The following is a 23,727-nucleotide window of genomic DNA, read 5'->3' on the forward strand; positions in this document are numbered from 1 at the left end:
CAGAGAGAAATTCCAGCTGGTTATGTGCTACAACGAAATGATCAAAGCCGGGCGGCCGGGGATTACCGCCAGTGTTTGCGCTCAGGAACGAACGATGAAGGTGTATCCAGCCAGCATCACGCCGCCGACGCCGCCAACGGCCATCAGCAGAAAAATAAACACCACACCAATTTTTTGCCAGTTCATAGCGAAGCCTGTTTTCTTAAGGGAGGGCGAAGTATAGCGCCTTCGCCCAGCGGAATTAAGCTGAAAGCGGCATTTTATTGCCCGCTGGCCGCCTGCTTAGAGAAAAACAGCGTGACGCGCGCTACTTCGACGCCAAACTTTTTCATCGAGGTGACGTTCATCAGGTGCTGCGCATCCTGCTGGTAAATCCAGTCGTCAAAGTTCAGTTTGTAGCTGCTGTCGTCGGTTTTCACCGTCATGGTATAGCGCCAGTTAAAGGCGTTGCCACGGGAGTGCCCCTGCGCGGTGCCGATAATATCCCCGGCGGTACCGACATAGCTGCCGTCGCTCAGGCGGCGGATATGCCAGACGCGCTGCTGCTTCTCGCCGTCGTCATAGACGAAGTGTTCATTCAGGGTCAGGGTATCGCCGACCACCTGGCCGTTAATGGTCACTTCAAAGCGGCGGATCTGTTTGCCGCTGTAGTCCTGTACCATCCCCCAGGCGCGGGAGTCGCCGTTGAACCAGCTGAAGATATCGATTTTCGGCTGGGCTTGCTGATAGTCCTCAATTTTGGCACCGCAGCCTGCAATCAGCAGGCTCAGCGTCAGCAGCAGGAATTTCCACATGGTTAACCTCCGGTCAGTTTCCGACGAATATCGGGATAGGTGGTGTTCGGCGCGAGCCAGATACCCAGGAAAGCATCACGGAACTCACGATTAAAATATGGGCCGATGGGTTTCATGGCGCCCTGCATCCCGGCGGGCTGCCAGTAAAACTGGCCGCCGTCGGCATCGGCAGTAAAGGCCAGCCGCGTACCGTCGCTGACGTCCGGCCAGATGGCACCAAGCTGCTGCAGCCACTGCTGTTGCTGGCTGCTGCTGCCGGTTTTCTGCGCCTGCCACTGCTCCAGCGTGGCGTCCAGCAACGCCTGGCGGGTGATGTCGCGGCGGTAAACGATCACCAGGGAGACGGGCCACTGCTGCGGCTGCCAGCGCCCGTTCGGCGTCAGCAGCTGTGAGTCGTAGACGGTGAACGGCCCCCAGGTCAGCGTGGCCTGGCCGACCGTACGCCAGCTCAGCCAGTCAGCGGCCTGGACAAGGGGGGAGAGCAACAGCAGGAGCAGCAGTAATTTTTTCATCAGTCGCGTCCTGAAGCAGTTGTGACCTGTTTTATCGGGCTGACCGGAACAGAGGGTCAGCCCCTACAAAAAATCATCACTGTGGCAGGGGCCGATCATCTTTTCTGCTCGGCCCGTGGCTGGCACTCGCTCGAGCCGAGACAGGCAGACACCAGCGGCAGATAGATCGCCCAACCCACCGCCAGCACGCCAAACACCAGGAGCGCAGGCTGATGTAGCTGCATCGCGCCCAGCCGTTCCCCGACGAAATAAGCAAACGGGCCGCCCAGCGCCCCCACCAGCGCCAATAGCGGGGAACGTAAAGCAAAGCGCTGCTGTAGCAGCCACCACCAGCAGGCGAACACCAGCCACAGCGCCAGCATCCAGGGCGGGAAAAACGCAACGCCGCTAAAGCTGAACAGCCCGCTCCATAGCCACAGGCTGTCGAGGGCAACGCCACCCGCGGCTACCAGCAGTAGCCGGACTTTTACCTCGCGCGGGCAGAGTAGCCACGCCAGCAGCGCCACCGCCGATAATGCCAGCCAGATGCGCTCGCGCAGCGCGACAGCCAGCCCCCAGTAGAGATCAAAGCCCAGGGTCAACAGCCAGAAGCGCCAGCGGCTCATGCGCGCTGCAGCGTCAGCTGGACAGTGCCAATGGTGTTGGAGCGGAAGCCCGCTTCGCAGTAGCACAGGTAATAGAGCCACATGCGGCGGAAGCGCTCGTCGAAGCGGCCCTGCGCCAGCTGCGGCCAGGCGTTGTCAAAGCGCCGCCGCCAGTGTTGCAGGGTCTGCGCGTAGTCATGGCCAAGCTCAAACTGGTCGAGCACGCTGAAATCACTCACGGCTTTCAGGGTCTTCTGCAGCAGGCTGACCGAAGGCAGGAAGCCGCCGGGGAAGATGTAGCGCTGAATAAAATCGACGCCGCGCGCGTAGCTGGCAAAGCGCTCCTCGCTGATGGTGATGGCCTGAATCGCCAGGCGTCCGCCCGGTTTCAGCAGCTGCTGGCAACGTTCGATAAACAGCGGAATATAGGCTTTGCCGACCGCTTCGATCATCTCAATCGAGACGATTTTGTCGTACTGCCCGGTCAGGTTACGGTAATCCTCGCACAGCACCGTGACGCGGTCGCTTAGCCCGGCGGCGGCGATGCGCTGGCAGCTGTATTCATACTGCTCCTGCGAGATGGTGGTGGTCGTGACGCGGCAGCCGTATTCGCGCGCGGCATATTCGGCCATTGCCCCCCAGCCGGTGCCAATCTCCAGCAGGTGATCGTGCGGGCTAAGTGCCAGCTTGACGCACAGCCGCTTCATTTTGGCCTGCTGTGCCTGCTCCAGCGACATCTCCGGCTGCGGGAACAGTGCGCTGGAGTAGAGCATCTCTTCGTCAAGGAAGCTGGTATAAAAGTCGTTGCCGAGGTCATAGTGCGCGGCGATATTGCGTTTCGCCTGACGCACGTTGTTGCGGCGCAGGGCATGCACCAGCTGATTGAGCGGGGCGCTTATCCAGCTGAGGCGGGACTCCAGCTTATCGACGACGCGGCTGTTGTTCGCCAGCGTCAGGATCACCGCCGTCAGGTCCGGGGTCTCCCAGTCGCCGTCCATAAAGGATTCCGCCGCCGCGATACTGCCGCCGAACAGAACCCGGCGGTAAGCACGGCAATGATGCACCACCACTTCCGCCTGCAGCGCTGCCTGCTCGTCGCCGAAGAACTGGCTGCCCAGATAGGGATCGTGCAGCGTCAGCCCGGCATCCTCAATGTGCTGCAGCAGGGAGAAGACCACCCGGCGCGAAGCACAAAAACGTTTACCCGTTTTTCTGCGGGTGGTCAGGCTGATATCGCTGCCAGTCATCACTTATTTCTCCAGCTTGCTGTGGTCATATACAGGCGCACCTTTGCGCCAAAGTTTCCACGCCTGCCAGTAAATCGCCAGCGCGGTTCTCACGGTCATCATCGGGAAGCGCCAGAGGAAATGGCGCAGGGTTTGTCGGGTAAGCGGCTGGCGGCGCAGATGCAGGGTGGCATCAAACTCACGGCCTTCGCGGTGATTTTCAATATGCACCAGCAGCGATTTACCCGGCGGCGAGAGCCGCCAGTGGTAGATCATCTCCAGCGGATTAAACGGCGAGACGTGAAACACTTTTTCCGTGGTTTCGCTGCCGTCCGGTTTCACTGCATAGGTGTGTCGCTCATTCCACGGCGTGTTGCGTACTTCGGCCAGCATCCAGCGCAGGGTGTCGGCGTCATCGTACAGATAGTAAAAATTGACCGGGTTAAACGAGCAGCCGAAGTAGCGCAGCTGGGTCAGCAGCATTACCCGCCCGGAAAGCTGCTCGCCGGTGAGCTGGGCAATACGCGCCTGTGCCCGCTGCTTGATATCGCCACCGCCGAGGTAGTCGTCGCTGCTGAAGCTGGCGGCGCGCAGGCGGCTGTGGCCAATGCCGACATTTTTCAGCAGCGGCAGCTCGTCGAGGTCAATCAACGGCATAAAGATCCGGTAGCTGAACTGGTGGTCGACCGGCGTAAAACGGCGGTGGCGCACGTGGCCGCTGTACAGCACGCTGTTCACAGCAGCTCCCCCTGTTCCATCGCCGCGATCACGTCGAGCGCGCTGCGGATACCGTCTTCATGGAAACCGTTATAGCTCCACGCGCCGCAGAACCAGCTGCGGTTGCTGCCATTGAGCAGCAGGCGCTGCTGCTGGGCGTGAAGGCAGTCGGGGCCAAACTGCGGATGATGGTACTCAAAACGGCGCAGCACTTTTGCCGGATCGATGGGCTGCGTGGGGTTCAGGCTGACGCAGAAAGTGTGCGGCGCTTTGATCCCCTGCAGGATATTCATGTTGTAGGTGACGCTGGCGCCCAGCAGCTCGTCTCCCGCCTGAGTGTCTTCCAGCCGGTAGTTCCAGCTGGCCCAGGCGGCGCGCGCTTTCGGTAACATACTGATATCGGTATGCAGCACCACTTCATTGGCGCGATAGGGGATGCCCGCCAGCATCGCCGCTTCGGCCCCGGAGGCATCGCCCAGCAATTGCAGCGCCTGATCGCTGTGACAGGCAAATATCACCTGGTCATAGCGCTCGCTGCCGCGTGCGCTTTCCAGCGTGACGCCGGCCTCATCGCGCAGGACGCGGGTCACCGGCGTGTTAAGATAGACAGCGATCTTCTCGCCAATCAGCTGCATCAGGCGGCGGATGTACTCGCGCGACCCGCCGGGGATGACGAACCACTGCGGGCGCTGCGCCAGATCGAGCAGGCCGTGGTGGTTAAAGAAGTGCAGAAACTGCGCCAGCGGCATGCGGCGCATCTCCGCCAGCGAGGTTGACCAGATAGCCGCGCCCATCGGCAAAATATAGTGCTGAGCAAAGAAGGCGCTGAAGCCGTGCAGACGGAGAAAATCATCCAGCGTCCCCTGATCCTGCTGGTGCTCCAGCCACTGCTTGCCGCAGCGGTTAAAGCGCACAATCTCAGCGAGGAAGCGGTAAAACGAGGGTTTTAGCAGATTGCTGCGCTGGGCAAACAGGCTGGTCAGCGAGTGGCCGTTATACTCCAGCCCGCTGCGCTGATTGCGCACTGAAAAGCTCATCTCCGTTGGCTGACTCTCCAGCCCGAGCTCGGCCAGCAGCGCCAGAAAGCGCGGATAGGTGCGGTCGTTATAGACAATAAACCCGGTATCAATCGCCCAGCGTTTACCCGCCAGCTCGACATCTACCGTGGCGGTATGACCGCCAGGCGTTGGGCCAGCCTCGTACAGATGTACCTCAGCGCGCGCGGCAAGTTTCCACGCACAGCTAAGACCCGAAATACCACTACCGATAATTGCAACCCGCACGGGCTACCTCGCTATTCGCTGCGTGAGCAGGCGCTGAAGGGCAATGGGCAGGCGGGATGTGACCCGCAGAATAAAGGCAAACAGGCGGGGGAAAGCGATTTCCGCTTTGCCCTTCTCCAGACCGTGGCGAATAAAGCGCGAGGCCTGAACCACGTCGACAATCATCGGCATGGCGAAATCATTGCGCCGCGTCAGCGGGGTATCAACAAAGCCGGGCAGCACCAGGCTGATGCCGACCTGCTGGCGCGAGACGTCCTGTGCCAGGCTGCGGGCGAAATAGGCCAGCGCAGCTTTCGATGCGCCGTAGGCTTCGGCCCGGGGCAGGGGCACCAGGCTGGCGGTGGAACCCACCAGCGCCACACGGCTGCCGGGCTGCATCTGCGGCAGCAGGCTGTCGAGGCAGTTAATCGGGCCGCTAAAGTTAGTCTGCATCACGCGGTGGACTTTTTCCGCTTCCACCAGACCATGATCAAGGTATTCACAGGTGCCGGCGCACAGGATAGCGAGATCAACCAGCTTGTTGCTGAGGGCTGAACGCGTCTGCGCCAGATCGGTAATATCGAATTCGCACAGTTCAATTTGTGGATGCTGAACCTGCAGGGCTTCCAGCCGTTCGCGGTTGCGGCCACAGGCGGTGACGTGCCAGCCAGCGGCGGCATAATCCTGCGCCAGCTGCTGGCCAATGCCCGAACTGGCACCGGTAATCAGAACGCGTTTCATGGCTGTAGCCTCTTTTTGATCCGGTTGACCACTGAGCCCAGCAGCGGCAGTTTCTCATACAGCATTGCGCCCATATCGTAGTAGTCGCGCTGGAAAACGATCTTATCCGCGCGAAAGCGCAGATAGCTGCTGCCCTCCAGGCTCTGCTCCGCGCCGCGTTGTAGCGCCGGATGGGCATACTCCATACGCCATAGCAGCAGGGCATCATTGTCGAACTCGCGCACCAGCGTGACGATAAAGCGGCAGTAGCGCATATTTTTTAGCAGTTCGGCAAAGTAACGTTCCACCACCGCCAGCCCCTGATGTTCACCCACCGGATCGCACAGGCGAATATCGTGATGGTAAATCTGTGGCAGCTGCGCAAGACGGCTGCTGTCCAGCGTTTCATAAAATTCTACCAGCTGGTTCAGTGTCGCCTGTTGCGTCATGCCGTGCCCCTTCAATTACCGTGTGAGGTGATGGAGAATCCCTGTTCCTGCCAGTGAGCCAGCTGCTCCTGCTGGCGTTTGGTCAATGCTTTACCTGTGTAAACAAAGATATGCTGGCCGGGAAAGAGCTCAGGTCGCGGGGACTCCAGCGGTTCCGCCAGCACGTCAATACGCCAGCCCTGCTGCGCCAGGCGCCATGCTTCCATCCACAGCCGCGTGCGGTCGCTAATGCCCCAGCCTACCAGCAGGGCATCTTTACCTGCCTTCTTGCGCGAACCGGCTAAACAGAAGCAGATATAATCAATTAAAGCACCATCCAGCAAACTGCACATAGCGCGAGCCGTATTTTGATCCAGCCCTAGCCGTTGACGGATAGGAACAAAAACGTGATCGATAAGCGATTCGGCCGGATTTTCCTTGCCAATACTGGCAATTTTGACGCGTAGTTTGGACGGACGCACCATGCGCAGCACGACCATCAGTTCTTCCTGAAGGGTAAACCACCCATCATCAACATTAACGTTTTCGCCTTCCAGCAAGGCCTTAACTTTGCCGACCGGCACGCCGCTCTCTATCCAGCGCTTGATCTCCTCAATGCGCTCTATGTCTTCTTCGTCGAACTGGCGGTGGCCACCCTCTGTGCGCTGTGGCTTGAGCAGGCCATAACGACGCTGCCAGGCACGCAGCGTGACCGGGTTAATACCGCAGCGTTCGGCGACATCACCGATGCTGTACAGAGTCATGCATTACCTCTTACTGACGACATTCCTGACACCAACGTAACCAATTACGCCAGGTTGTACAATTTATTTATAGTTGTACAACTTGAAACTGTCAGGTTTTCCGGTTAAATCTCATATGTGAGATTAATTCCCTGATATGAGAAGATAAAGTGAAACAGACTCCAACGGAACAGCGGCTTGCTCAGCGTCTGGCCGATCTGCGTGATGAAAAGGGCTGGTCGCTGGAGGTGCTGTCAGATCTTACCGGGATAAGCCGCGCTTCGCTATCGCGTATCGAGCGTGCTGAGAGCAGCCCGACGGCGGCACTGCTTAATCGCCTGTGCAGTGCCTATGGATTAACCATGTCTCGCCTGCTCAGCGAAGTGGAACAGGGCGGGGTACAGCTTTTGCGTCCTGAACAGCAGAGCCTGTGGCGCGATGCGGAGAGCGGCTACCAGCGCCGCAGCGTCTCGCCTCCGGCGCAGGCGTTTCACGCGGAGCTGGTGGAGGCCCACCTTGAAGCCGGGGCGTGCATCGACTATGACATCCCGCCGGTGGCGGGACTGGAGCAGCATATCTGGATGCTGGATGGCGTGCTGGAACTGCGCATGAACGATCGGCAGTGGCGGCTGGAGAAGGGCGACTGCCTGCGCTTCCACCTGTTTGGTCAAACCTCTTTTCATGCGCCGGAAGCCAGCGGCGCGCACTATGCCCTGGTGGTGGCGCGCTCATGAATGAACTCGAATATCAGTGGTTAGACGCACAGCAGGCTCATTCTGAGCAGGAGGCACTGTACCGGGTGCTGGACGGCTGCGTGGCGCACGGTGCCAGCGTCGGCTTTGTCAATCGCGACCCGGCAGTGCTCAGCCGATTCTGGCAGGACGTGGTGCTGAGCCTGGCGTGCGGCGATAAACAGCTGCTGGTGGCGCGCCTGCAGGGGCGGATTGTAGCCACGGTGATGGTGGTGCTGGCGATGCCGCCTAACGGCGCGCACCGGGCGGAAATCGTCAAGCTGCTGGTGCATCCTGAAGCGCGGCGGCGCGGTATTGCCCGGGCGCTGATGCAGCAGGCAGAGGAGCGTGCGCGTGCCGCCGGGCGCAGCCTGCTGGTGCTGGACACCCGCAGTGGCGACGTTGCGGAACCGCTGTATGCCTCCCGCGGCTGGCAGGTCGCCGGGCAGATCCCGGACTATGCGCAGTCGGTAGCGGGAGAGAGGGAAGCCACAACGGTGATGTACAAGCGGGTCTGAAACGCCTGGCAAACTGCGAGCCGTCTCGGGAGAATAGTCATTGCAGGCTGACGCCGCGGCAATACTGTGTAAAAATACAGCCTTGTTCAGCAGGAAGTGGTTGTCATGGCGTTAACTGTCGCGTTAAAAACGCAAATTGCCGGGTGGTATAAAGCCCTGCAACAGCAAGTCCCCGATTTTATTCCGCGTGCCCCCCAGCGGCAGATGATTGCTGAAGTGGCTAAAACGCTGTCGGGGGACGACGGTCGTCATCTGGCTATTGAAGCCCCCACCGGCGTGGGTAAGACGCTCTCCTACCTGATCCCCGGCATTGCCGTTAGCCGCGCTGAAGAAAAACCGCTGGTGGTCAGTACCGCCAACGTGGCGCTGCAGGACCAGATTTTCAGCAAGGATCTGCCGCTGCTGAAAAAAATTATCCCCGAACTGAAGTTCACCGCCGCCTTTGGCCGCGGGCGCTACGTCTGCCCGCGCAACCTGTCGGCGCTGGCGACGGATGAAGAGAATCAGGGCGATCTGCTGCTGTTTCTCGACGACGATATGACCGCCAGTAAAGATGAGCGCGCGATCTGCACCGAACTGGAAAAATCCCTTAAGCGCTATCAGTGGGACGGCCTGCGCGACCACAGCGCGGAAAATATCGAAGATTCGCTGTGGCAGCGCCTCAGCACCGATAAAGCCAACTGCCTTGGCAGTAACTGCAACTGGTTCCGCGAGTGCCCGTTTTACGTGGCGCGGCGTGAAATTGAGAACGCCGACGTGGTGGTGGCGAACCACGCGCTGGTGATGGCGGCGCTGGAAACCGAATCGGTGCTGCCGCCGCCGAAGAACCTGCTGCTGGTGCTGGACGAGGGCCACCATCTGCCCGACGTGGCGCGTGATGCGCTCGAAATGAGCGGTGAGATCACCCCGGGCTGGACCATGCTGCAGCTCGACCTGTTCTGCCGCCTGGTGGAGCAGTGCCTCGCGCAGTTCCGCCCGAAGCGCCCGCCGCCGCTTAGCCACCCAGACAAACTGAAAGCGCACTGTGAAGAGGTGCGTGAGCAGCTGCAGATGCTGTCACAGATCCTCGGGCTGTATCTGCCGCCGGACGGCCAGGAGGGCGAGTACCGCTTTGAGATGGGCCTGCTGCCTGAGGAGATCCTTACCCTTTGCGCCCGCCTGTTCAAGCTCAGCGATGCGCTGCGCGGGCTGGCGGAAGGGATGATGAACGACCTCAGCGAGAAGAGCGGCCAGTTTGACGTGGTGCGGCTGCAGCGCACGCTGATCCAGATGAACCGTGCGCTGGGCTGGTTTGAAGCCAGCAGCAAGCTGTGGCGGCTGGCGGCGATGGAGCAGGCTTCCGGCGCGCCGGTGTCAAAGTGGGTGGCGCGGGAGATCCGCGATGGCAATGCTCACCTGCTGTTTCACTGCGCCGGGATCCGCGTCAGCGATCAGCTGGAAAAGCTGCTTTGGCGTAAGATCCCTCACGTGGTGGTGACCTCCGCCACGCTGCGATCCCTTAACAGCTTCCAGCGCCTGCAGGAGATGTCCGGCCTGAGTGAAAAGGCGGGCGATCGCTTTGTCTCCCTCGACTCGCCGTTTAACCACGTCACGCAGGGCAAGCTGGTCATCCCGCAGATGAAATATGAGCCGATGCTGGCGAATGAAGTGATGCATCTGGCCGAAATGGCGCACTTTTTTCGCCAGCAGATCAAAGAGGCGCAGCACAAGGGGATTCTGGTGCTGTTCGCCAGCAATCGGGCGATGCAGCAGTTTATCGCCTATCTGCCCGAGCTGCGCCTGATGATGCTGGTGCAGGGCGACAAGCCGCGCCCGGCACTGGTGGCGCTGCACCGCAAACGCGTGGAGCAGGGCGAAACCAGCGTGCTGGTAGGGCTACAGTCGTTCGCCGAAGGGCTGGATCTTAAAGGTGAACTGCTATCCCAGGTGCATATCCATAAAATTGCTTTCCCCCCGGTCGACAGTCCGGTTATTTTGACCGAGGGCGAGTGGCTGAAAAGCCTTAAGCGCTATCCGTTTGAAGTGCAGAGCCTGCCGAGCGCATCGTTTAATCTTATCCAGCAGGTTGGCCGCCTGATCCGCAGCCATGACTGCTTCGGCGAGATTATTATTTATGACCGCCGTCTGATCAGCAAAAGCTATGGTGCGCGCCTGCTGGGTGCGCTACCGGTATTCCCAATAGAGCAGCCGCCCATGCCGGAGGGCGAGCTGCCGAAAGCCGTGACGCCTGCCGTGAGGCCAAAACCCGCAGGCAGGCGGCGTCGTTAATCGAGACAATTAGGCGTGAGCATGGAATATAACAAGATTATTAAAGAGGTCGGGCGCGGCAAAAATCACGCGCGCGATATTGATATTGATACCGCCCGCGACCTGTATCGCCAGATGCTGGCCGGCAACGTGCCCGAGCTGGAGCTGGGCGGGATCCTGATTGCGCTGCGCATCAAAGGCGAAGGTGAAGAGGAGATGCTCGGCTTCTACCAGGCGATGCAGGAGCAGATGCCGCGTTTGACGCCGCCTGCGCACCTGCCTATGCCTGTTGTCATCCCCAGCTACAACGGTGCACGCCGCCAGGGCAACCTTACGCCGCTGCTGGCGCTGCTGCTCTCTCACCTTGGTTTCCCGGTGCTGATGCATGGCGTTAGCGACGATCCGACTCGCGTTACCAGCGAAGCGGTGTTCGCCGCACTGGGTATCGCGCCGGTGGCTTCAGCGGCTGAAGCGCAGGCGAAGCTGGACGCCGGTGAACTGGCGTTTATCACCATCGGTACGCTGTGCCCGGCGATGGAGCAGCAGCTCTCGCTGCGCTGGCGTATGGGAGTGCGCAACAGCGCCCATACGCTGGCCAAGCTGGCGACGCCGTTTGCCGAGGACGCTGCGCTGCGCCTCGCCAGCGTATCGCACCCGGAATATATCCCGCGCGTCGGTAAGTTCTTCAGCGATATTGGCGGGCGCGGGCTGCTGCTCAACGGCACAGAAGGGGAGGTTTACGCTAACCCGCAGCGCTGCCCGTCAATCAGCCTGATTGCCGGTGCACAGCCGGAACAGCTGCTGGGGCGTCAGGAAGAGGTGGTGCTGAGCGACGGTGCGTTGCCGGGGGCAAAGGATGCCGAAACCACCGCCGCGTGGATCCATCGTTGCCTGGCACAGGAAGTCCCGGTGCCGCAGTCGCTGCGGCTGCAGATCGCCTGCTGCTACCTTGCCACCGGGCGCGCCGCGGACCTCGATGGGGCGTTAGAGTTGATTGCTCAGGCGGGGTATTAAAGCGTAAAGGGACGACCGGAAAAATGGTCTTCATCACCGGGGCAACTCTCGGCACGGGACGACCGAAAAAAATGGTCGTCCCCTACGGGGAGTAATATGGCCGTTCTGTACATTGTCTTGTGTAGGGGCGGACCCTCTTTTCCGGTCCGCCCGCTGCGTTGATCAGCGCGGCAACAGCTGCTCCGCCAGCGCGGTCCACAGCGCAATACCGGGGCCGATCAGCGCATCGTTAAAATCGTAACGTGCATTGTGCAGCGGCGCTGACGGCGTCTCTCCATCCGCACCCAGCCAGAAATAGGCGCCCGGGCAGGCTTCCAGCATGCAGGCAAAATCCTCTGATGCCATCGACGGGTTCACATTCCACTGCACTTTTTCCGCAGGCAGTAAGGTTAATGCACAGTCGCGCACCCTGGCGGCTTCCTGCGCGTGGTTTGCGGTTACCGGATAATCGGTCTGATAGTCGATGCTGCCGTCAATACCCAGCGGGGCGGTAAAGGTGGTGACAAACTCGTCAATCATCTGACGCACGCGCTGGCGCACATCGGCCTGCAGGCAGCGCAGCGTGCCGCGCAGCACCACATTTTCCGGGATCACGTTAATCGCTTCACCGCCGTTAATCTGCGTAATGCTGACCACCGCAGATGCCAGCGGTGACAGGCGGCGCGAAGGAATGGTTTGCAGCGCCAGGATCAGCTGCGCGGCGGCGACAATCGGGTCCGCGCCGTTTTCCGGCATCGCCGCATGGCAGCTGCGACCGCGCAGGGTAATTTCGAACGAATCGAGCGACGCCATCATCGCCCCTTCATTAACCGCAACGTGCCCGGCGGGCAGCCCCGGCCAGTTGTGCATGCCGTAAATAGCATCCATCGGGAACAGGTTAAACAGCCCCTCTTCCACCATGCGTCGTGCGCCGCCGAGGTTTTCCTCCGCAGGCTGAAAGACAAAATGCAGCGTGCCACTAAAGTTGCGCGTGCTGCTCAGGTGCCTGGCAGCGGCCAGCAGTATCGCGGTGTGGCCGTCATGGCCGCAGGCATGCATCACGCCGGGGCGGGTCGAGCGGTGAGCGGCGCTGCCTAATTCGGTGATCGGTAATGCATCCATATCCGCCCGCAGGCCTATCGTTGGGCCGGGGCCGTTTTCCAGCGTGCCCACCACGCCAGTGCCCGCCAGTCCACGATGTACCTGTAGCCCCATTGCGGTGAGCTGTTGCGCCACCATTTGAGCCGTTTGATGTTCCTGATAGCCCAGTTCAGGTTGGGCGTGCAGCATCCTGCGCCAGCCTGTGGCTTCTTCAATCAGCGAAAGGGGAATGGCCATCGGTTACGTCTCCTGTGCGGGGCGCTATTCACTTAGCGGGCAGGAAATAAGTTAGCATAAAACGCGGGTAAGAGGGGCAGTGATGCGATGAAAAACGGGCCTGCAGACCAGGCCCGTTGCGGCGTTATTTGACCATCGGCAGATTGAGCTCGTGCTGATGAGCGCAGTTTTTGGCGATGTCATAACCGGCATCCGCGTGGCGCATCACGCCGGTGGCGGGATCATTCCACAGCACGCGGCCCAGGCGCTTGTCGGCTTCTTTGGTACCGTCGGCGACAATGACGACCCCTGCATGCTGTGAGAAGCCCATACCCACGCCGCCGCCATGGTGCAGGCTGACCCAGGTCGCGCCGCCTGCGGTATTCAGCAGGGCGTTAAGCAGCGGCCAGTCAGAAACGGCATCTGAACCGTCCTTCATCGCTTCGGTTTCACGGTTTGGCGAGGCGACCGAGCCGCAGTCAAGGTGATCGCGACCGATGACGACGGGCGCCTTCAGCTCGCCGTTGCGCACCATTTCGTTAAAGGCCAGGCCCGCCAGATGACGCTCGCCGAGGCCCAGCCAGCAGATACGCGCCGGAAGGCCCTGGAAAGCGATGCGCTCCTGCGCCATATCCAGCCAGCGGTGCAGGTTTTTATGGTCCGGGAACAGCTCTTTTAGTTTGGCATCGGTCTTATAGATATCCTCCGGATCGCCAGAGAGAGCCACCCAGCGGAACGGGCCTTTACCTTCGCAGAACAGCGGACGGATATAGGCAGGAACGAAGCCCGGGAAATCAAAGGCGTTTTTCACTCCTTCATCCAGCGCGACCTGACGAATATTGTTGCCGTAGTCGACGGTGGGAATGCCCATATGGCAGAAGTCGAGCATCGCCTGCACGTGGACCGCCATCGAAGCGCGTGCCGCTTTTTCAACGGCTTTAGGATTCGTTTTGCGCTCGGACTCCCAGCGTGCCAGATCCCAGCCCGCAGGCAGATAGCCGTTAATCGGATCGTGCGCGGAGGTTTGATCGGTGACGATATCCGGCTTCATGCCGCCTGCTTTAGCACGCTTAACCAGCTCCGGCAGGATTTCGGCGGCGTTACCCAGCAGGCCAACGGAGATGGCACGCTTCTCTTTATTGGCTTTAGTGATGATATCCAGCGCTTCTTCAATGCTGTAAGCCTTGTAGTCGAGGTAGCGGGTGCGCAGGCGGAAGTCGATACGCGACTCCTGGCACTCCACTGCCAGCACTGATGCCCCGGCCAGCACGCCCGCCAGCGGTTGCGCACCGCCCATGCCGCCCAGCCCGGCGGTGAGGATCCACTTACCGCTTAAGTCGCCGTCAAAGTGCTGGCGGCCGGCTTCGGCGAAGGTTTCAAACGTTCCCTGCACGATGCCCTGGGCACCAATGTAGATCCACGACCCGGCGGTCATCTGGCCGTACATCATCAGGCCCGCTTTATCCAGCTCGTGGAAGTGGTCCCAGGTCGCCCAGTGCGGCACCAGGTTGGAGTTGGCGATCAGTACGCGTGGCGCATCGGCATGTGTGCGGAAAACGCCCACCGGCTTGCCGGACTGCACCAGCAGCGTCTCTTCCGGCTGCAGCGCTTGCAGTGAACGCAGGATCTGCTCGAAGCACTCCCAGTTACGCGCCGCTTTACCAATACCGCCGTATACCACCAGATCTTCCGGGCGCTCGGCCACGTCCGGATCGAGGTTGTTTTGGATCATGCGGTACGCGGCTTCAATTAGCCAGTTGGCGCAGTGCAGAGTGCTACCATGCGGGGCACGAATGGTACGCGCGACGGCTTTGCTTACGGACTCGGTCATAACAGTTTCCTCCAAAGGATTAAGGCTTAGCGAGCGCGTGCGGGCAGCAGCGCGGCAATCATTTCCGGCCAGGTATCCTGGCTGGCCCACAGGCGCATCTGTTCAATATCAGGCGCCATCAGGCGATCTTTTTCGAGGTAAGGCACGCGCTGGCGAATGCTGGCCAACACCTGCTCCAGCTGCGGTGAACTGCGCAGCGGGCGATGGAAATCAATACCCTGCGCGGCGGCCATCGCTTCGATACCGACCACAGCGGCGGTGTTAAAGCACATGGCGCCGAGGCGACGCGCGGCGTAGGTCGCCATCGACACGTGATCTTCCTGGTTAGCTGAGGTTGGCAGGCTGTCGACGCTGCCCGGATGAGCAAGGGATTTGTTTTCTGAGGCCAGCGCGGCGGCGGTAACCTGGGCGATCATAAAGCCGGAATTGACCCCGCCATCGTTCACCAGGAACGGCGGCAGCCCGGACAGCCCGGTATCCAGCAGCAGCGCGAGGCGACGTTCGGAAATGGCACCGATTTCGGCCACCGCCAGCGCGATAATATCGGCGGCAAAGGCTACAGGCTCTGCATGGAAGTTGCCGCCGGAGATCACTTCACCCGTATCGGTGAACACCAGCGGGTTATCGGATGCGGCGTTAGCTTCGATCTGCAGCACTTTTGCTGCGTGATTGAGGTTATCGAGGCAGGCACCCATCACCTGCGGCACGCAGCGAATCGAGTAGGGATCCTGTACGCGCCCGCAGTTGGCATGTGAAGGCAGAATATCGCTGCCCTCCAGCAGGGCACTGACCGCTGCGGCAACGTCAATCTGCCCCTGCTGGCCGCGTGCTTCATGAATGCGATGGTCAAAAGGTTTAAGCGAACCTTTAATCGCTTCCAGCGACAGCGACCCGGCGACCAGCCCGGCGGCGAAGGCGTTTTCAGCTTCGAACAGGCCGCGCAGTGCCAGCGCAGTAGATACCTGGGTACCATTGAGCAGCGCCAGGCCCTCTTTAGGCCCCAGCACAAAGGGCTCCAGCCCGGCGAGGGCTAACCCCTGCGTGGCTGGCATCAGTTTGCCCGCCACGCGCACTTCGCCTTCACCCAGCAGCATCAGCGAGAGATGCGCCAGCGGGGCGAGATCGCCGGAGGCACCGACCGATCCTTTCTCTGGAATGCACGGCATAACACCCGCGTTAAACAGGCTAATCAGGCCGTCCACCAGTTCAATACGAATACCGGAGTGGCCGCGAGAAAGGCTGATCACTTTCGTCGCCATGATCACACGCGCGACATCATCCGGCAGCAACTCTCCGAGCCCGACGCTGTGCGACAGGACCAGGTTGCGCTGCAGTTCGGCCAGACGCTCGTTGGGAATGGTGGTTTGCGCCAGCTTGCCGAAGCCGGTATTAATGCCGTAGGTAACCTTGCCGGAGCTGACGATAGCATCCACGGTCGCACTCGCCTGCTGAATACGGCTGCGTGATGGCTCGTCCAGCGCCAGTTTTACCCCACCGCGATAAATCGCTTTTAGGGTGGCCAGGTCCACCTTGCCCGGTGTGAGCAGGCAATGATGTGTAGTCAGTGACATGGTATACTCCTGTATAGACAAGTGCGTGTGCGATGATTATGAGTCGAAGACATCATTGAGTGAATCACATGTGTATAGTCTTGTCTATACAACCAGCAAGAGTTGTGCCACCTGCGTCACAAATATGAATTTGGCTGCTTTGAGCGCACTTTTAAACTCGACTGACGCGCAGCAGGCGCCCTGCGCGACGCTGCGCTGCACCATGCGGGTTCAATTTGCCATTTTCCGGTGCAAAGAGGATGTATATACATTTAAGAATGAAGTCAGTAAACTGCCCGTTATTACCACTATAAGGAACTTGCTATGGTCGTGCAGACTGCGATTTCACAACTCTCCGCCGCCATGAGCGATCAGCCCGCGCCGATCTATCAGCGTGTCAAGCAGGCGATTATCAGCCAGATTAGTGAAGGGGTATGGAAAGCCAACCAGCGCGTGCCGTCCGAAAGCGAACTGGTCAATGAACTCGGCGTCAGCAGGATGACCATCAACCGGGCATTGCGCGAGCTGACCAGCGAAGGTTATCTGATGCGTATGCAGGGCGTGGGGACCTTTGTCGCGGAGATGAAAGGCTACACCGCGATGTTGGAAGTGCATAATATTGCTGAAGAGATTGCCCAGCGCGGTCATCGCCACAGCTGCAAAATTCTCACGCTGCGCGAAAGCAAAGCCGATCCAGAGCAGGCGGCGGTGCTCGGATTAAGCACCGGGCAAACGCTGTTCCAGTCGCTTATCGTCCATTTTGAAAATGACCTGCCGGTGCAGCTGGAAGAGCGCGTGGTCAACCCGCTGGTGGCGCCTGATTATCTGCAGCAGGATTATCACAGCCAGACGCCTTACACCTATCTGATGCGCGTCGCTCCTTTAACCGCCGGGGAGCATATCGTTGAAGCGGTGCTGCCGGATGCCCAGCAGTGCCAGCTTTTGGCCATTGAAGCGCAGGAGCCCTGTCTGCTGATCCGCCGCCAGACCTGGAGCGACAGCAAAGTGGTGACCTATGCAAAGCTGCTCTACCCGGGGTCGCGCTATAAGCTGCTGGGGCGTTTTAAGGGCCACGGCTGAAGTTTAGCGGGGAATTAACGTTCCCCACAGCAGCTGCGCGTTTTCGCTCAGCGGGACAAACATCCCGGCACCATCCTCCCACCAGGCGCCCTGGCCTGCGGCCAGCACCCCATCTGCGCACTGCCACTCTCCGGCAACCACATACACCACGCCGCTAACCTCATCCTGCGGGGCAAAGCGCTGGGTGGCGATCCCCGCCTCCGGCTGATAGCGGCTGCGGCGCGCCATAATATTGAAGTCAGTGCTGCAACCGCCTGCCAGACGGGCGGCAATAGCCTCTTCACCCGGAAAAGCGAACGGCTGATTAAGGGCAAGATGCTGGATAAGCGCGCCCTGGCGGTAGAGTGCGACATCGCCGCTCAGCAGAGTGATAATGCGATCAATGCCGGGAAACGTGGAAAAATCGCCGTCGCTGGCGATGGTGGCGATGCTGATGCGCCAGTCGAAATCTACCACGCCTAGTGGATAGCTGATGATTTCCCGCGTCTCACCGCCGCCGTTGCGCCAGCGGCTGACGGGTAACTGCTCACTGTCATAACGCTGGATCATCGCAGTGCCTCCAGGGCTTCGCGCAGGTCGGCATCGATCTCAGCCTGCTGCGCATGCATACCGTGGTTAATCCGCTGCTGCCCGGCGACAAACACGTCCTGAATCTGCGCGCGGTTGCCGGCAAACAGCCAGCGGTTCAGCAGTGACGCATCCGGCGTGCTGGCGAGCAGGGCGTCGTCGGCCAGCACCAGCCAGTCGGCACGATAGCCCACCTGCAGGCTGCCAATTTTCATCCCGCAGGCCTGCGCACCGCCGCTCAGCGCCTGCTGATAGAGCACATCACCCACCGAGGGTTGCTGCGCGGTAACGATGCGGTTGCGGCGGCGGTCACGCAGGCGCTGGGCGTACTCCAGCCAGCGCAGCTCCTCGACGACATCCAGCGAGACATGGCTGTCGGAGCCAATTCCCCAGCGGCCACCCTGCGCCACATACTGCGTGGCGGGGAAGATGCCGTCACCGAGGTTCGCTTCGGTGGTCGGGCACAGGCCAGCAACGGCCTGGCTGGCGGCGAGGCGCGCGATCTCAGATTCATCCAGATGCGTGGCGTGGATCAGGCACCAGCGCGCATCCACGGCAAAGCGGTCCAGTAACCAGCTAACCGGGCGCTCACCGCTCCACGCCAGCGAGTCGTTGACCTCTTTCTCCTGTTCGGCAATATGAATATGCACCGGCAGGTCGGATGGGCTATTTTCCAGCACCTGGCGCATCTGCTGCTGGTTAACGGCGCGCAGTGAGTGGAAGCACAGTCCCTGATTCAGCAATGGCTTAGCGGCGATTTTCTCTCGCAGGCGATGCTGCTGCGCCAGGTAGCTGTCGGCATCCTGAATAAAGCGCTTTTGCCCGGGCTGCGCGGGTTGGCTACCGAATCCGGCAAAGCTGTACAGCACCGGCAGCATAGTCTGGCCGATGCCGCTGCGCTCTGCAGCGAGGATCAGCGCATCCAGCATCGCGTCATCAGGGTAGGGTTGACCGTCGGGCTGATGGTGAAGATAGTGGAATTCCGCCACCTGGGTATAGCCGCCTTTCAGCATATCGACATAAAGGTGGCTGGCGATCGCTGTCACTTGCGCAGGCGTCAGGCGCTGCACCATGTGGTACATCAGTTCGCGCCAGGTCCAGAAGCTGTCCTGCGGATTACCGGCAACTTCGGCCAGCCCGGCCATGGCGCGCTGGAAAGCGTGAGAATGCAGGTTAGCCATCGCCGGAAGCACGCTACCCTTAAGACGCAGTGCATCCTGTGGCGTACTGTTGGCGGTGAGAGCGGCGATGTTACCCAGATGATCGACTTCAATCAGGACATTATGTTGCCAGCCTTCAGCCAGCAGGGCGCGGGGCGCAAAAAAGCGAGTCATGGTTGCTTCCTGTGCAATGAGGTTGTATATACATATACATACTTATGAAACAACAGTAAAGCGCACAACGCAGGAGAGCGGATGAACCAGCAACTCAGCTGTGACCATTTATGGTTCGGCGCCGATATCGTCACTATGCGCGACGGGCGCTATAGCATTATTGAACAGGGCGCGATCGCCGTGAGTGGCGAAAAAATCGTCTGGATCGGGCCTTTATCACAAAGTGCGCATATTGTGGCGCAGCAGCGTACCGACCTTGGCGGCGGCATCGTGACGCCAGGGTTGGTGGATTGTCATACCCACCTGGTTTTTGGCGGCGACCGCAGTCACGAATTTGAGCAGCGACTGAACGGCGTCAGCTACAGCGAGATCGCTGCGCAGGGCGGGGGGATTATCTCCACGGTGCGCGCGACGCGGGCGGCGTCGCAGGATACGCTGGTGGCCAGCGCCCGTCAGCGCCTGGGGCATCTGCTGGCAGAGGGCGTCACCACCGTCGAGATCAAGTCCGGTTATGGGCTGGAGATTGACAGTGAGCTGCGCATGCTAAAAGCCATCCGTCAGCTGGCTACAGAAGTGCCCGCGCAGGTGGAAGCTACCTGTTTAGCGGCGCATGCGGTGCCGCCGGAATATAAAGACCGGCCCGATGCCTGGGTCGAGGTGATTTGCCAGCAGCTGCTGCCGCAGGTTGCTAAAGAGAAGCTGGCGGATGCGGTTGATGCTTTCTGTGAGCATCTGGCGTTTTCACCTGAGCAGGTTAGCCGGGTGTTCAGCGCTGCACAACAGCTTGGCCTGCCGGTTAAACTGCACGCTGAGCAGCTCTCTTCCCTGGGTGGCGGTGCGCTGGCTGCAGGGTTTAACGCGCTGTCAGCTGACCATCTTGAATACGCCACTGAACGTGACGTGGCGGCGATGGCGCAACACGGCACGGTAGCGGTGCTGCTGCCGGGTGCCTTCTACCTGCTGCGCGAAAAGCAGCATCCCCCGGTTGAACTGTTCCGCCGCTATCAGGTGCCGATGGCGCTGGCGAGCGATGCCAATCCGGGCACTTCGCCCGCGCTGTCGCTGCGTCTGATGCTCAATATGGGCTGTACGCTATTCGGCATGACGCCGGAAGAGGCGCTGGCAGGCGTCACGCTGCACGGCGCGCGCGCGCTGGGGCTGGCCGAGCGGATAGGCTCGCTGGAGGTCGGTAAGCTGGCGGACTTCGTGCACTGGCCGCTGACGCGCCCGGCAGAACTGGTTTACTGGCTCGGCGGGCAGCTGCCGTGCCGGGTGGTGTTTAGAGGTGCAGACCGAGGAGAACAACGATGAACGCTTTTCAATTCAGCGCCGGTAAACTGCCGCTGCTGCTAAGTATTCCCCACGCGGGAACGCTGTTAACGCCAGAGGTGGAAGCCGGGCTGAGTGATGCGGCAAAAGGTTTGCCGGATACCGACTGGCATATTCCAAAACTGTACGATTTCGCCCGTGAGATGGGCGTCAGCGTGCTGGTGGGAAACTATTCACGCTTTGTGATCGATTTGAACCGTCCGCCGGATAATCAGGCACTCTACACCACGGCCACCACGGGTCTGTACCCGGAAACGCTGTTTGACGGCACGGCGACTTTCAAGCCGGGCATGACGCCAACTCCGCAGCAGCGGGCGGGCTATCTGCAGCATATCTGGCAGCCGTATCATGGCAAAATTCAGCAGGAGCTGGCGCGTATCAAGCAGCAGCACGGCTATGCGCTGCTGTTTGATGCCCACTCGATCGCTTCAGCGATCCCCCGCCTGTTCGAGGGGCAGCTGCCTGACCTGAATCTCGGCACCAACGACGGGGCAAGCTGCAGCCCACGTCTGGCGCAACAGCTGACCGCGCGCTGTGGCGCACAATCGCAGTTTAGCTGGGTGCTGAACGGGCGCTTCAAGGGGGGATACATTACGCGCGCCTATGGCAAACCGCAGGAGAACCAGCACGCGGTGCAGCTGGAACTGGCGCAGTGTAACTACATGGAAGAAGCACCGCCGTTCAAATGGCGTGGGGATAAAGCGGCTCAGCTGCAGCCGCTGCTGCAGCAGCTGATTGAGACGCTGTTGCAGTATCACAACCGCTAACGCGCCTGCGGTCAGGCCCTGCTGCTACAGCAGCAGGGTTTCAATATCTCGCCAGTTTTCCACGCGACGGTAGCCCGTAACCAGACGGTTGTGTGGCGCAGAATAGAGAAGGCCTTCCCCGCAGAAATTGACGAAGTTAAACGCATTGTCGTCGATCATATAATCGGCATTGATAATACTTTTGTTGCCGCAGAACACAATATTGCTTGGTCTGATATCAGGGAAATGCGTCTTCAGCCACTGAAATTTGGCGTTAAACGAGGTCGGGACCTCCATTGCGGCGGTGGTAATAAAAATCTCGTACCGCTCGCTCAGCCGGGCAATCACCCGCTGGCTGTCTTCGATAACGTCGAGGTCAGCAAAAAATGTCGGGTCGCCAACCAGCTCGAAAATCTCACCCAGCTTGTCAGGATCCTCCTGATGCAGCCTGAACAGATTCAGCTCATCGAGCGTCAGCTGCTGAGAGAAATGGCTGTTCCATGTTTTTACCATTTTAGGATGAAAGTCAGCGATAACCTCATCCATATCGATAGCAATGCGTTGCATAATCACTCCATGACTTCTTGTTGTTAAGCCCCGCATGATAACAAAAAAGCCCATCGCGTAAAGGCGACGGGCTTCATTTACATCCTCAATGCGCTGAAATTCAGGCCAGTTCCAGCACCCCTTCCTGCGGTTCAAAGCGCAGGCTTAGCATATCCAGCCGTTCAACCCGTATCCAGTGCAGCACATCACGGATAATGGGGTGGGTGAGTTCGGTAATGGTAAACGCCAGCGCCCGACACCGATCGCAAAAAAGCGGTCAATATCTACTTGCGCGCATCCGGCCTGACCAAATCAAAGCGTAGCGCCTCGCTGATGCCGTAATAGGCGCTTGGGCCGCCGGCACGCAGGATCGGTTCGGCCTTCGCCGTCTGATAGATACCGTCGACCAGCAGCTCATCATCAATATGAATCGCCACCACTTCGCCCAGCACCAGCCAGGTCGGGATCTGTTCACCGTCGGCACTCTGCAACTGAATGCACTGCGACAGGCGGCACTCAAAATTGACCGGGCTTTCCGCCACCATGCTGACATTCACCTGCGTGGCAGGGACAGCCGTCAGACCGGCATAAGTGAACTCATCTTCGCCGTGCGGCAGCGAGGCTGAGCTTTCATTCATCGGCACCGCCAGCGGGCGGGTCGCGAGGTTCCAGACAAATTCGCCGGTCTCCTGGATATTGGCCACGCTGTCTTTCCAGCCGCTGCTGGCGAAGCCGACGATCGGCGGGCGGTAGTTAAAGCAGTTAAAGAAGCTGTAGGGCGCCAGATTGCGCTGCCCGCTGGCGTTTTGCGAACTGATCCAGCCAATCGGGCGCGGGCCGATAATCGCTTTCAGCGGATCGTGCGGCAGGCCGTGGCCCAGCTTCGGTTGATAGGAATAGCGTGTACGTGACATAAAACCTCCCTGAAAAAATTGTGTAACGCGGAAAAATGGCGTCAGTGGTTTACCATTATTACCACAGCAGGTATCTTACGCGCCTGCCGATAAGAGAGCCGCCAATGAAAACCCCCGTCGAAAAAAATGTGCTTCACCCGCGTAACCGCCACAGCGGCCGCTATGATTTCGCTGCGCTGATTGCCAGCCATCCCCCGCTGGCACCGTTTGTGGCGGTCAACAACTGGGGCAGCGAGTCAATCGACTTCGCCAACCCGGACGCGGTGAAGGCGCTGAATCAGGCGCTGCTGCACCATTTTTACGGCATCGCCCACTGGGATATCCCACCGGGTTTTCTCTGCCCGCCGGTGCCGGGGCGCGCTGACTACATCCACCACCTGGCCGACCTGCTGGCGGAAGATAACCGCCGCGTGGTGCCGCGTGAAATTAACGTGCTGGACGTCGGCTGCGGCGCCAACCTGATCTACCCGCTGATTGGCCACAGTGAATACCAGTGGCGCTTTACCGGCAGCGAAGTGAACGAGCAGGCGATGGCCGGCGCTAACGGCATTATTGCCGCGAATCCGGGCCTGAATCGCGCTATCCGTCTGCGCCGCCAGAAAGACCCCAAAGCGATCTTCAACGGCGTGATCCACAAAAGTGACTTCTATCAGGCCACGCTGTGTAACCCGCCGTTCCACGCCTCGGCGGAAGAGGCGCATCAGGGCAGCCAGCGTAAGCTGCGCAACCTCGGCCTGGACCGTAAATCCCCGCTCAACTTCGGCGGCCAGCAGGACGAACTGTGGTGCGAAGGTGGCGAAGTGGCCTTTATCCTGCGCATGATCGAGGAGAGCGTCAGCTTTGCCCGCCAGTGCGTGTGGTTCACCACGCTGGTATCGCGCAAAGAGCACCTGCCGGAGCTGTGGCGTGCGCTGGAGGAGGCCGACGTCGCCGCCGTGCGCACCATTGATATGGCGCAGGGGCAGAAGCAGAGCCGCTTTATTGCCTGGACTTTTATGGAACAGCCACAGCGCACTAAGTTACTCAGCAAATAATGCC

At 60.0% G+C, this 23,727-nt stretch carries 25 protein-coding genes; 8 read left to right on the forward strand and 17 right to left on the reverse strand.

Annotation, left to right across the window (positions count from 1 at the left end; genetic code table 11):
- Positions 1-81: 81 nt before the first annotated feature.
- The 10 genes from J2Y91_RS15205 to J2Y91_RS15250 form a co-directional block, all read right to left on the reverse strand.
- Positions 82-186: a protein YohO gene (locus tag J2Y91_RS15205; protein WP_048916636.1), complete on the reverse strand. Its 105-nt coding sequence runs from the start codon at positions 184-186 to the stop codon at positions 82-84.
- A gap of 74 nt (positions 187-260) precedes the next feature.
- Positions 261-794, reverse strand: a complete 534-nt coding sequence (locus J2Y91_RS15210) for a DUF3833 domain-containing protein (protein ID WP_048916635.1) — start codon at positions 792-794, stop codon at positions 261-263.
- Positions 795-796: 2 nt separating this feature from the next.
- Positions 797-1,306 (reverse strand): hypothetical protein, encoded by a 510-nt coding sequence (locus tag J2Y91_RS15215; RefSeq protein ID WP_133624130.1) that lies wholly within the window; start codon positions 1,304-1,306, stop codon positions 797-799.
- 95 nt (positions 1,307-1,401) lie between these two features.
- Entirely contained in the window at positions 1,402-1,911 is a 510-nt protein-coding gene (locus tag J2Y91_RS15220) for a DUF2878 domain-containing protein (protein WP_133624129.1), read from the reverse strand.
- The gene (locus tag J2Y91_RS15225; RefSeq protein WP_133625100.1) at positions 1,908-3,137 is read right to left on the reverse strand and encodes an SAM-dependent methyltransferase; all 1,230 of its coding nucleotides are present in this window, start codon (positions 3,135-3,137) and stop codon (positions 1,908-1,910) included. Before J2Y91_RS15225 ends, J2Y91_RS15220 begins: the two co-directional genes overlap by 4 nt.
- A 3-nt stretch (positions 3,138-3,140) precedes the next feature.
- Complete coding sequence (locus J2Y91_RS15230; RefSeq protein WP_048916632.1) at positions 3,141-3,854, reverse strand: DUF1365 domain-containing protein; 714 nt, start codon at positions 3,852-3,854, stop codon at positions 3,141-3,143.
- A complete protein-coding gene (locus J2Y91_RS15235; RefSeq protein ID WP_133624128.1) occupies positions 3,851-5,116 on the reverse strand; it encodes an NAD(P)/FAD-dependent oxidoreductase in 1,266 nt (421 codons plus the stop codon). Before J2Y91_RS15235 ends, J2Y91_RS15230 begins: the two co-directional genes overlap by 4 nt.
- A gap of 3 nt (positions 5,117-5,119) precedes the next feature.
- Complete coding sequence (locus tag J2Y91_RS15240; RefSeq protein WP_133624127.1) at positions 5,120-5,836, reverse strand: SDR family NAD(P)-dependent oxidoreductase; 717 nt, start codon at positions 5,834-5,836, stop codon at positions 5,120-5,122.
- A complete protein-coding gene (locus tag J2Y91_RS15245) occupies positions 5,833-6,264 on the reverse strand; it encodes a nuclear transport factor 2 family protein (protein WP_048916629.1) in 432 nt (143 codons plus the stop codon). The genes J2Y91_RS15240 and J2Y91_RS15245 overlap by 4 nt, the downstream gene beginning before the upstream one ends.
- Before the next feature lie 11 nt (positions 6,265-6,275).
- A complete protein-coding gene (locus tag J2Y91_RS15250) occupies positions 6,276-7,007 on the reverse strand; it encodes a MerR family transcriptional regulator (RefSeq protein ID WP_133624126.1) in 732 nt (243 codons plus the stop codon).
- A gap of 149 nt (positions 7,008-7,156) precedes the next feature.
- Here J2Y91_RS15250 and J2Y91_RS15255 point away from each other — a divergent pair, with 149 nt between their 5' ends.
- The 4 genes from J2Y91_RS15255 to ybiB all read left to right on the forward strand — a co-directional run bounded on the left by J2Y91_RS15255 (position 7,157) and on the right by ybiB (position 11,496).
- Entirely contained in the window at positions 7,157-7,720 is a 564-nt protein-coding gene (locus J2Y91_RS15255) for a helix-turn-helix domain-containing protein (RefSeq protein WP_133624125.1), read from the forward strand.
- Complete coding sequence (locus J2Y91_RS15260) at positions 7,717-8,235, forward strand: GNAT family N-acetyltransferase (protein ID WP_133624124.1); 519 nt, start codon at positions 7,717-7,719, stop codon at positions 8,233-8,235. The genes J2Y91_RS15255 and J2Y91_RS15260 overlap by 4 nt, the downstream gene beginning before the upstream one ends.
- 105 nt (positions 8,236-8,340) lie before the next feature.
- On the forward strand, positions 8,341-10,503 hold the full coding sequence (gene dinG / locus J2Y91_RS15265; protein ID WP_133624123.1) for an ATP-dependent DNA helicase DinG: 2,163 nt from the start codon (positions 8,341-8,343) through the stop codon (positions 10,501-10,503).
- A gap of 21 nt (positions 10,504-10,524) precedes the next feature.
- Positions 10,525-11,496: a DNA-binding protein YbiB gene (gene ybiB / locus J2Y91_RS15270; protein WP_133624122.1), complete on the forward strand. Its 972-nt coding sequence runs from the start codon at positions 10,525-10,527 to the stop codon at positions 11,494-11,496.
- A 162-nt stretch (positions 11,497-11,658) separates the two neighbouring features.
- Here ybiB and J2Y91_RS15275 read toward each other — a convergent pair whose 3' ends face one another.
- The 3 genes from J2Y91_RS15275 to hutH form a co-directional block, all read right to left on the reverse strand.
- Positions 11,659-12,813 (reverse strand): M20 aminoacylase family protein, encoded by a 1,155-nt coding sequence (locus tag J2Y91_RS15275; RefSeq protein WP_133624121.1) that lies wholly within the window; start codon positions 12,811-12,813, stop codon positions 11,659-11,661.
- A 124-nt stretch (positions 12,814-12,937) separates the two neighbouring features.
- Positions 12,938-14,623, reverse strand: coding sequence for a urocanate hydratase (hutU, locus tag J2Y91_RS15280; protein ID WP_133624120.1), 1,686 nt, complete (start codon positions 14,621-14,623; stop codon positions 12,938-12,940).
- 26 nt (positions 14,624-14,649) lie between these two features.
- Entirely contained in the window at positions 14,650-16,194 is a 1,545-nt protein-coding gene (gene hutH / locus J2Y91_RS15285) for a histidine ammonia-lyase (protein ID WP_133624119.1), read from the reverse strand.
- A gap of 303 nt (positions 16,195-16,497) precedes the next feature.
- Here hutH and hutC point away from each other — a divergent pair, with 303 nt between their 5' ends.
- On the forward strand, positions 16,498-17,253 hold the full coding sequence (gene hutC, locus J2Y91_RS15290) for a histidine utilization transcriptional repressor HutC (protein ID WP_133624118.1): 756 nt from the start codon (positions 16,498-16,500) through the stop codon (positions 17,251-17,253).
- Between the two features lie 3 nt (positions 17,254-17,256).
- Here hutC and J2Y91_RS15295 read toward each other — a convergent pair whose 3' ends face one another.
- Together J2Y91_RS15295 and J2Y91_RS15300 are read right to left on the reverse strand one after the other, a co-directional pair.
- Complete coding sequence (locus J2Y91_RS15295) at positions 17,257-17,802, reverse strand: HutD/Ves family protein (RefSeq protein ID WP_133624117.1); 546 nt, start codon at positions 17,800-17,802, stop codon at positions 17,257-17,259.
- Complete coding sequence (locus J2Y91_RS15300) at positions 17,799-19,154, reverse strand: formimidoylglutamate deiminase (protein WP_133624116.1); 1,356 nt, start codon at positions 19,152-19,154, stop codon at positions 17,799-17,801. The genes J2Y91_RS15295 and J2Y91_RS15300 overlap by 4 nt, the downstream gene beginning before the upstream one ends.
- 81 nt (positions 19,155-19,235) lie before the next feature.
- On the opposite strand from J2Y91_RS15300, the gene hutI reads away from it, so the two are divergent.
- A complete protein-coding gene (gene hutI / locus J2Y91_RS15305; RefSeq protein ID WP_133624115.1) occupies positions 19,236-20,465 on the forward strand; it encodes an imidazolonepropionase in 1,230 nt (409 codons plus the stop codon).
- Positions 20,462-21,250, forward strand: a complete 789-nt coding sequence (hutG, locus tag J2Y91_RS15310; RefSeq protein ID WP_253538708.1) for an N-formylglutamate deformylase — start codon at positions 20,462-20,464, stop codon at positions 21,248-21,250. The genes hutI and hutG overlap by 4 nt, the downstream gene beginning before the upstream one ends.
- Positions 21,251-21,274: 24 nt before the next feature.
- Here hutG and J2Y91_RS15315 read toward each other — a convergent pair whose 3' ends face one another.
- Both J2Y91_RS15315 and J2Y91_RS15320 read right to left on the reverse strand, forming a co-directional pair.
- A complete protein-coding gene (locus J2Y91_RS15315) occupies positions 21,275-21,796 on the reverse strand; it encodes a 5' nucleotidase, NT5C type (RefSeq protein ID WP_133624113.1) in 522 nt (173 codons plus the stop codon).
- Between the two features lie 263 nt (positions 21,797-22,059).
- Positions 22,060-22,689, reverse strand: a complete 630-nt coding sequence (locus J2Y91_RS15320) for a flavin reductase family protein (protein WP_253538710.1) — start codon at positions 22,687-22,689, stop codon at positions 22,060-22,062.
- A 104-nt stretch (positions 22,690-22,793) separates the two neighbouring features.
- Between J2Y91_RS15320 and rlmF the strand changes: the two genes are divergently transcribed.
- Positions 22,794-23,723, forward strand: a complete 930-nt coding sequence (gene rlmF, locus J2Y91_RS15325; protein WP_166643188.1) for a 23S rRNA (adenine(1618)-N(6))-methyltransferase RlmF — start codon at positions 22,794-22,796, stop codon at positions 23,721-23,723.
- Positions 23,724-23,727 lie beyond the last annotated feature (4 nt).

The organism is Erwinia aphidicola (assembly GCF_024169515.1).
In the GTDB taxonomy this organism is placed as follows: Bacteria; Pseudomonadota; Gammaproteobacteria; order Enterobacterales; family Enterobacteriaceae; genus Erwinia; species Erwinia aphidicola.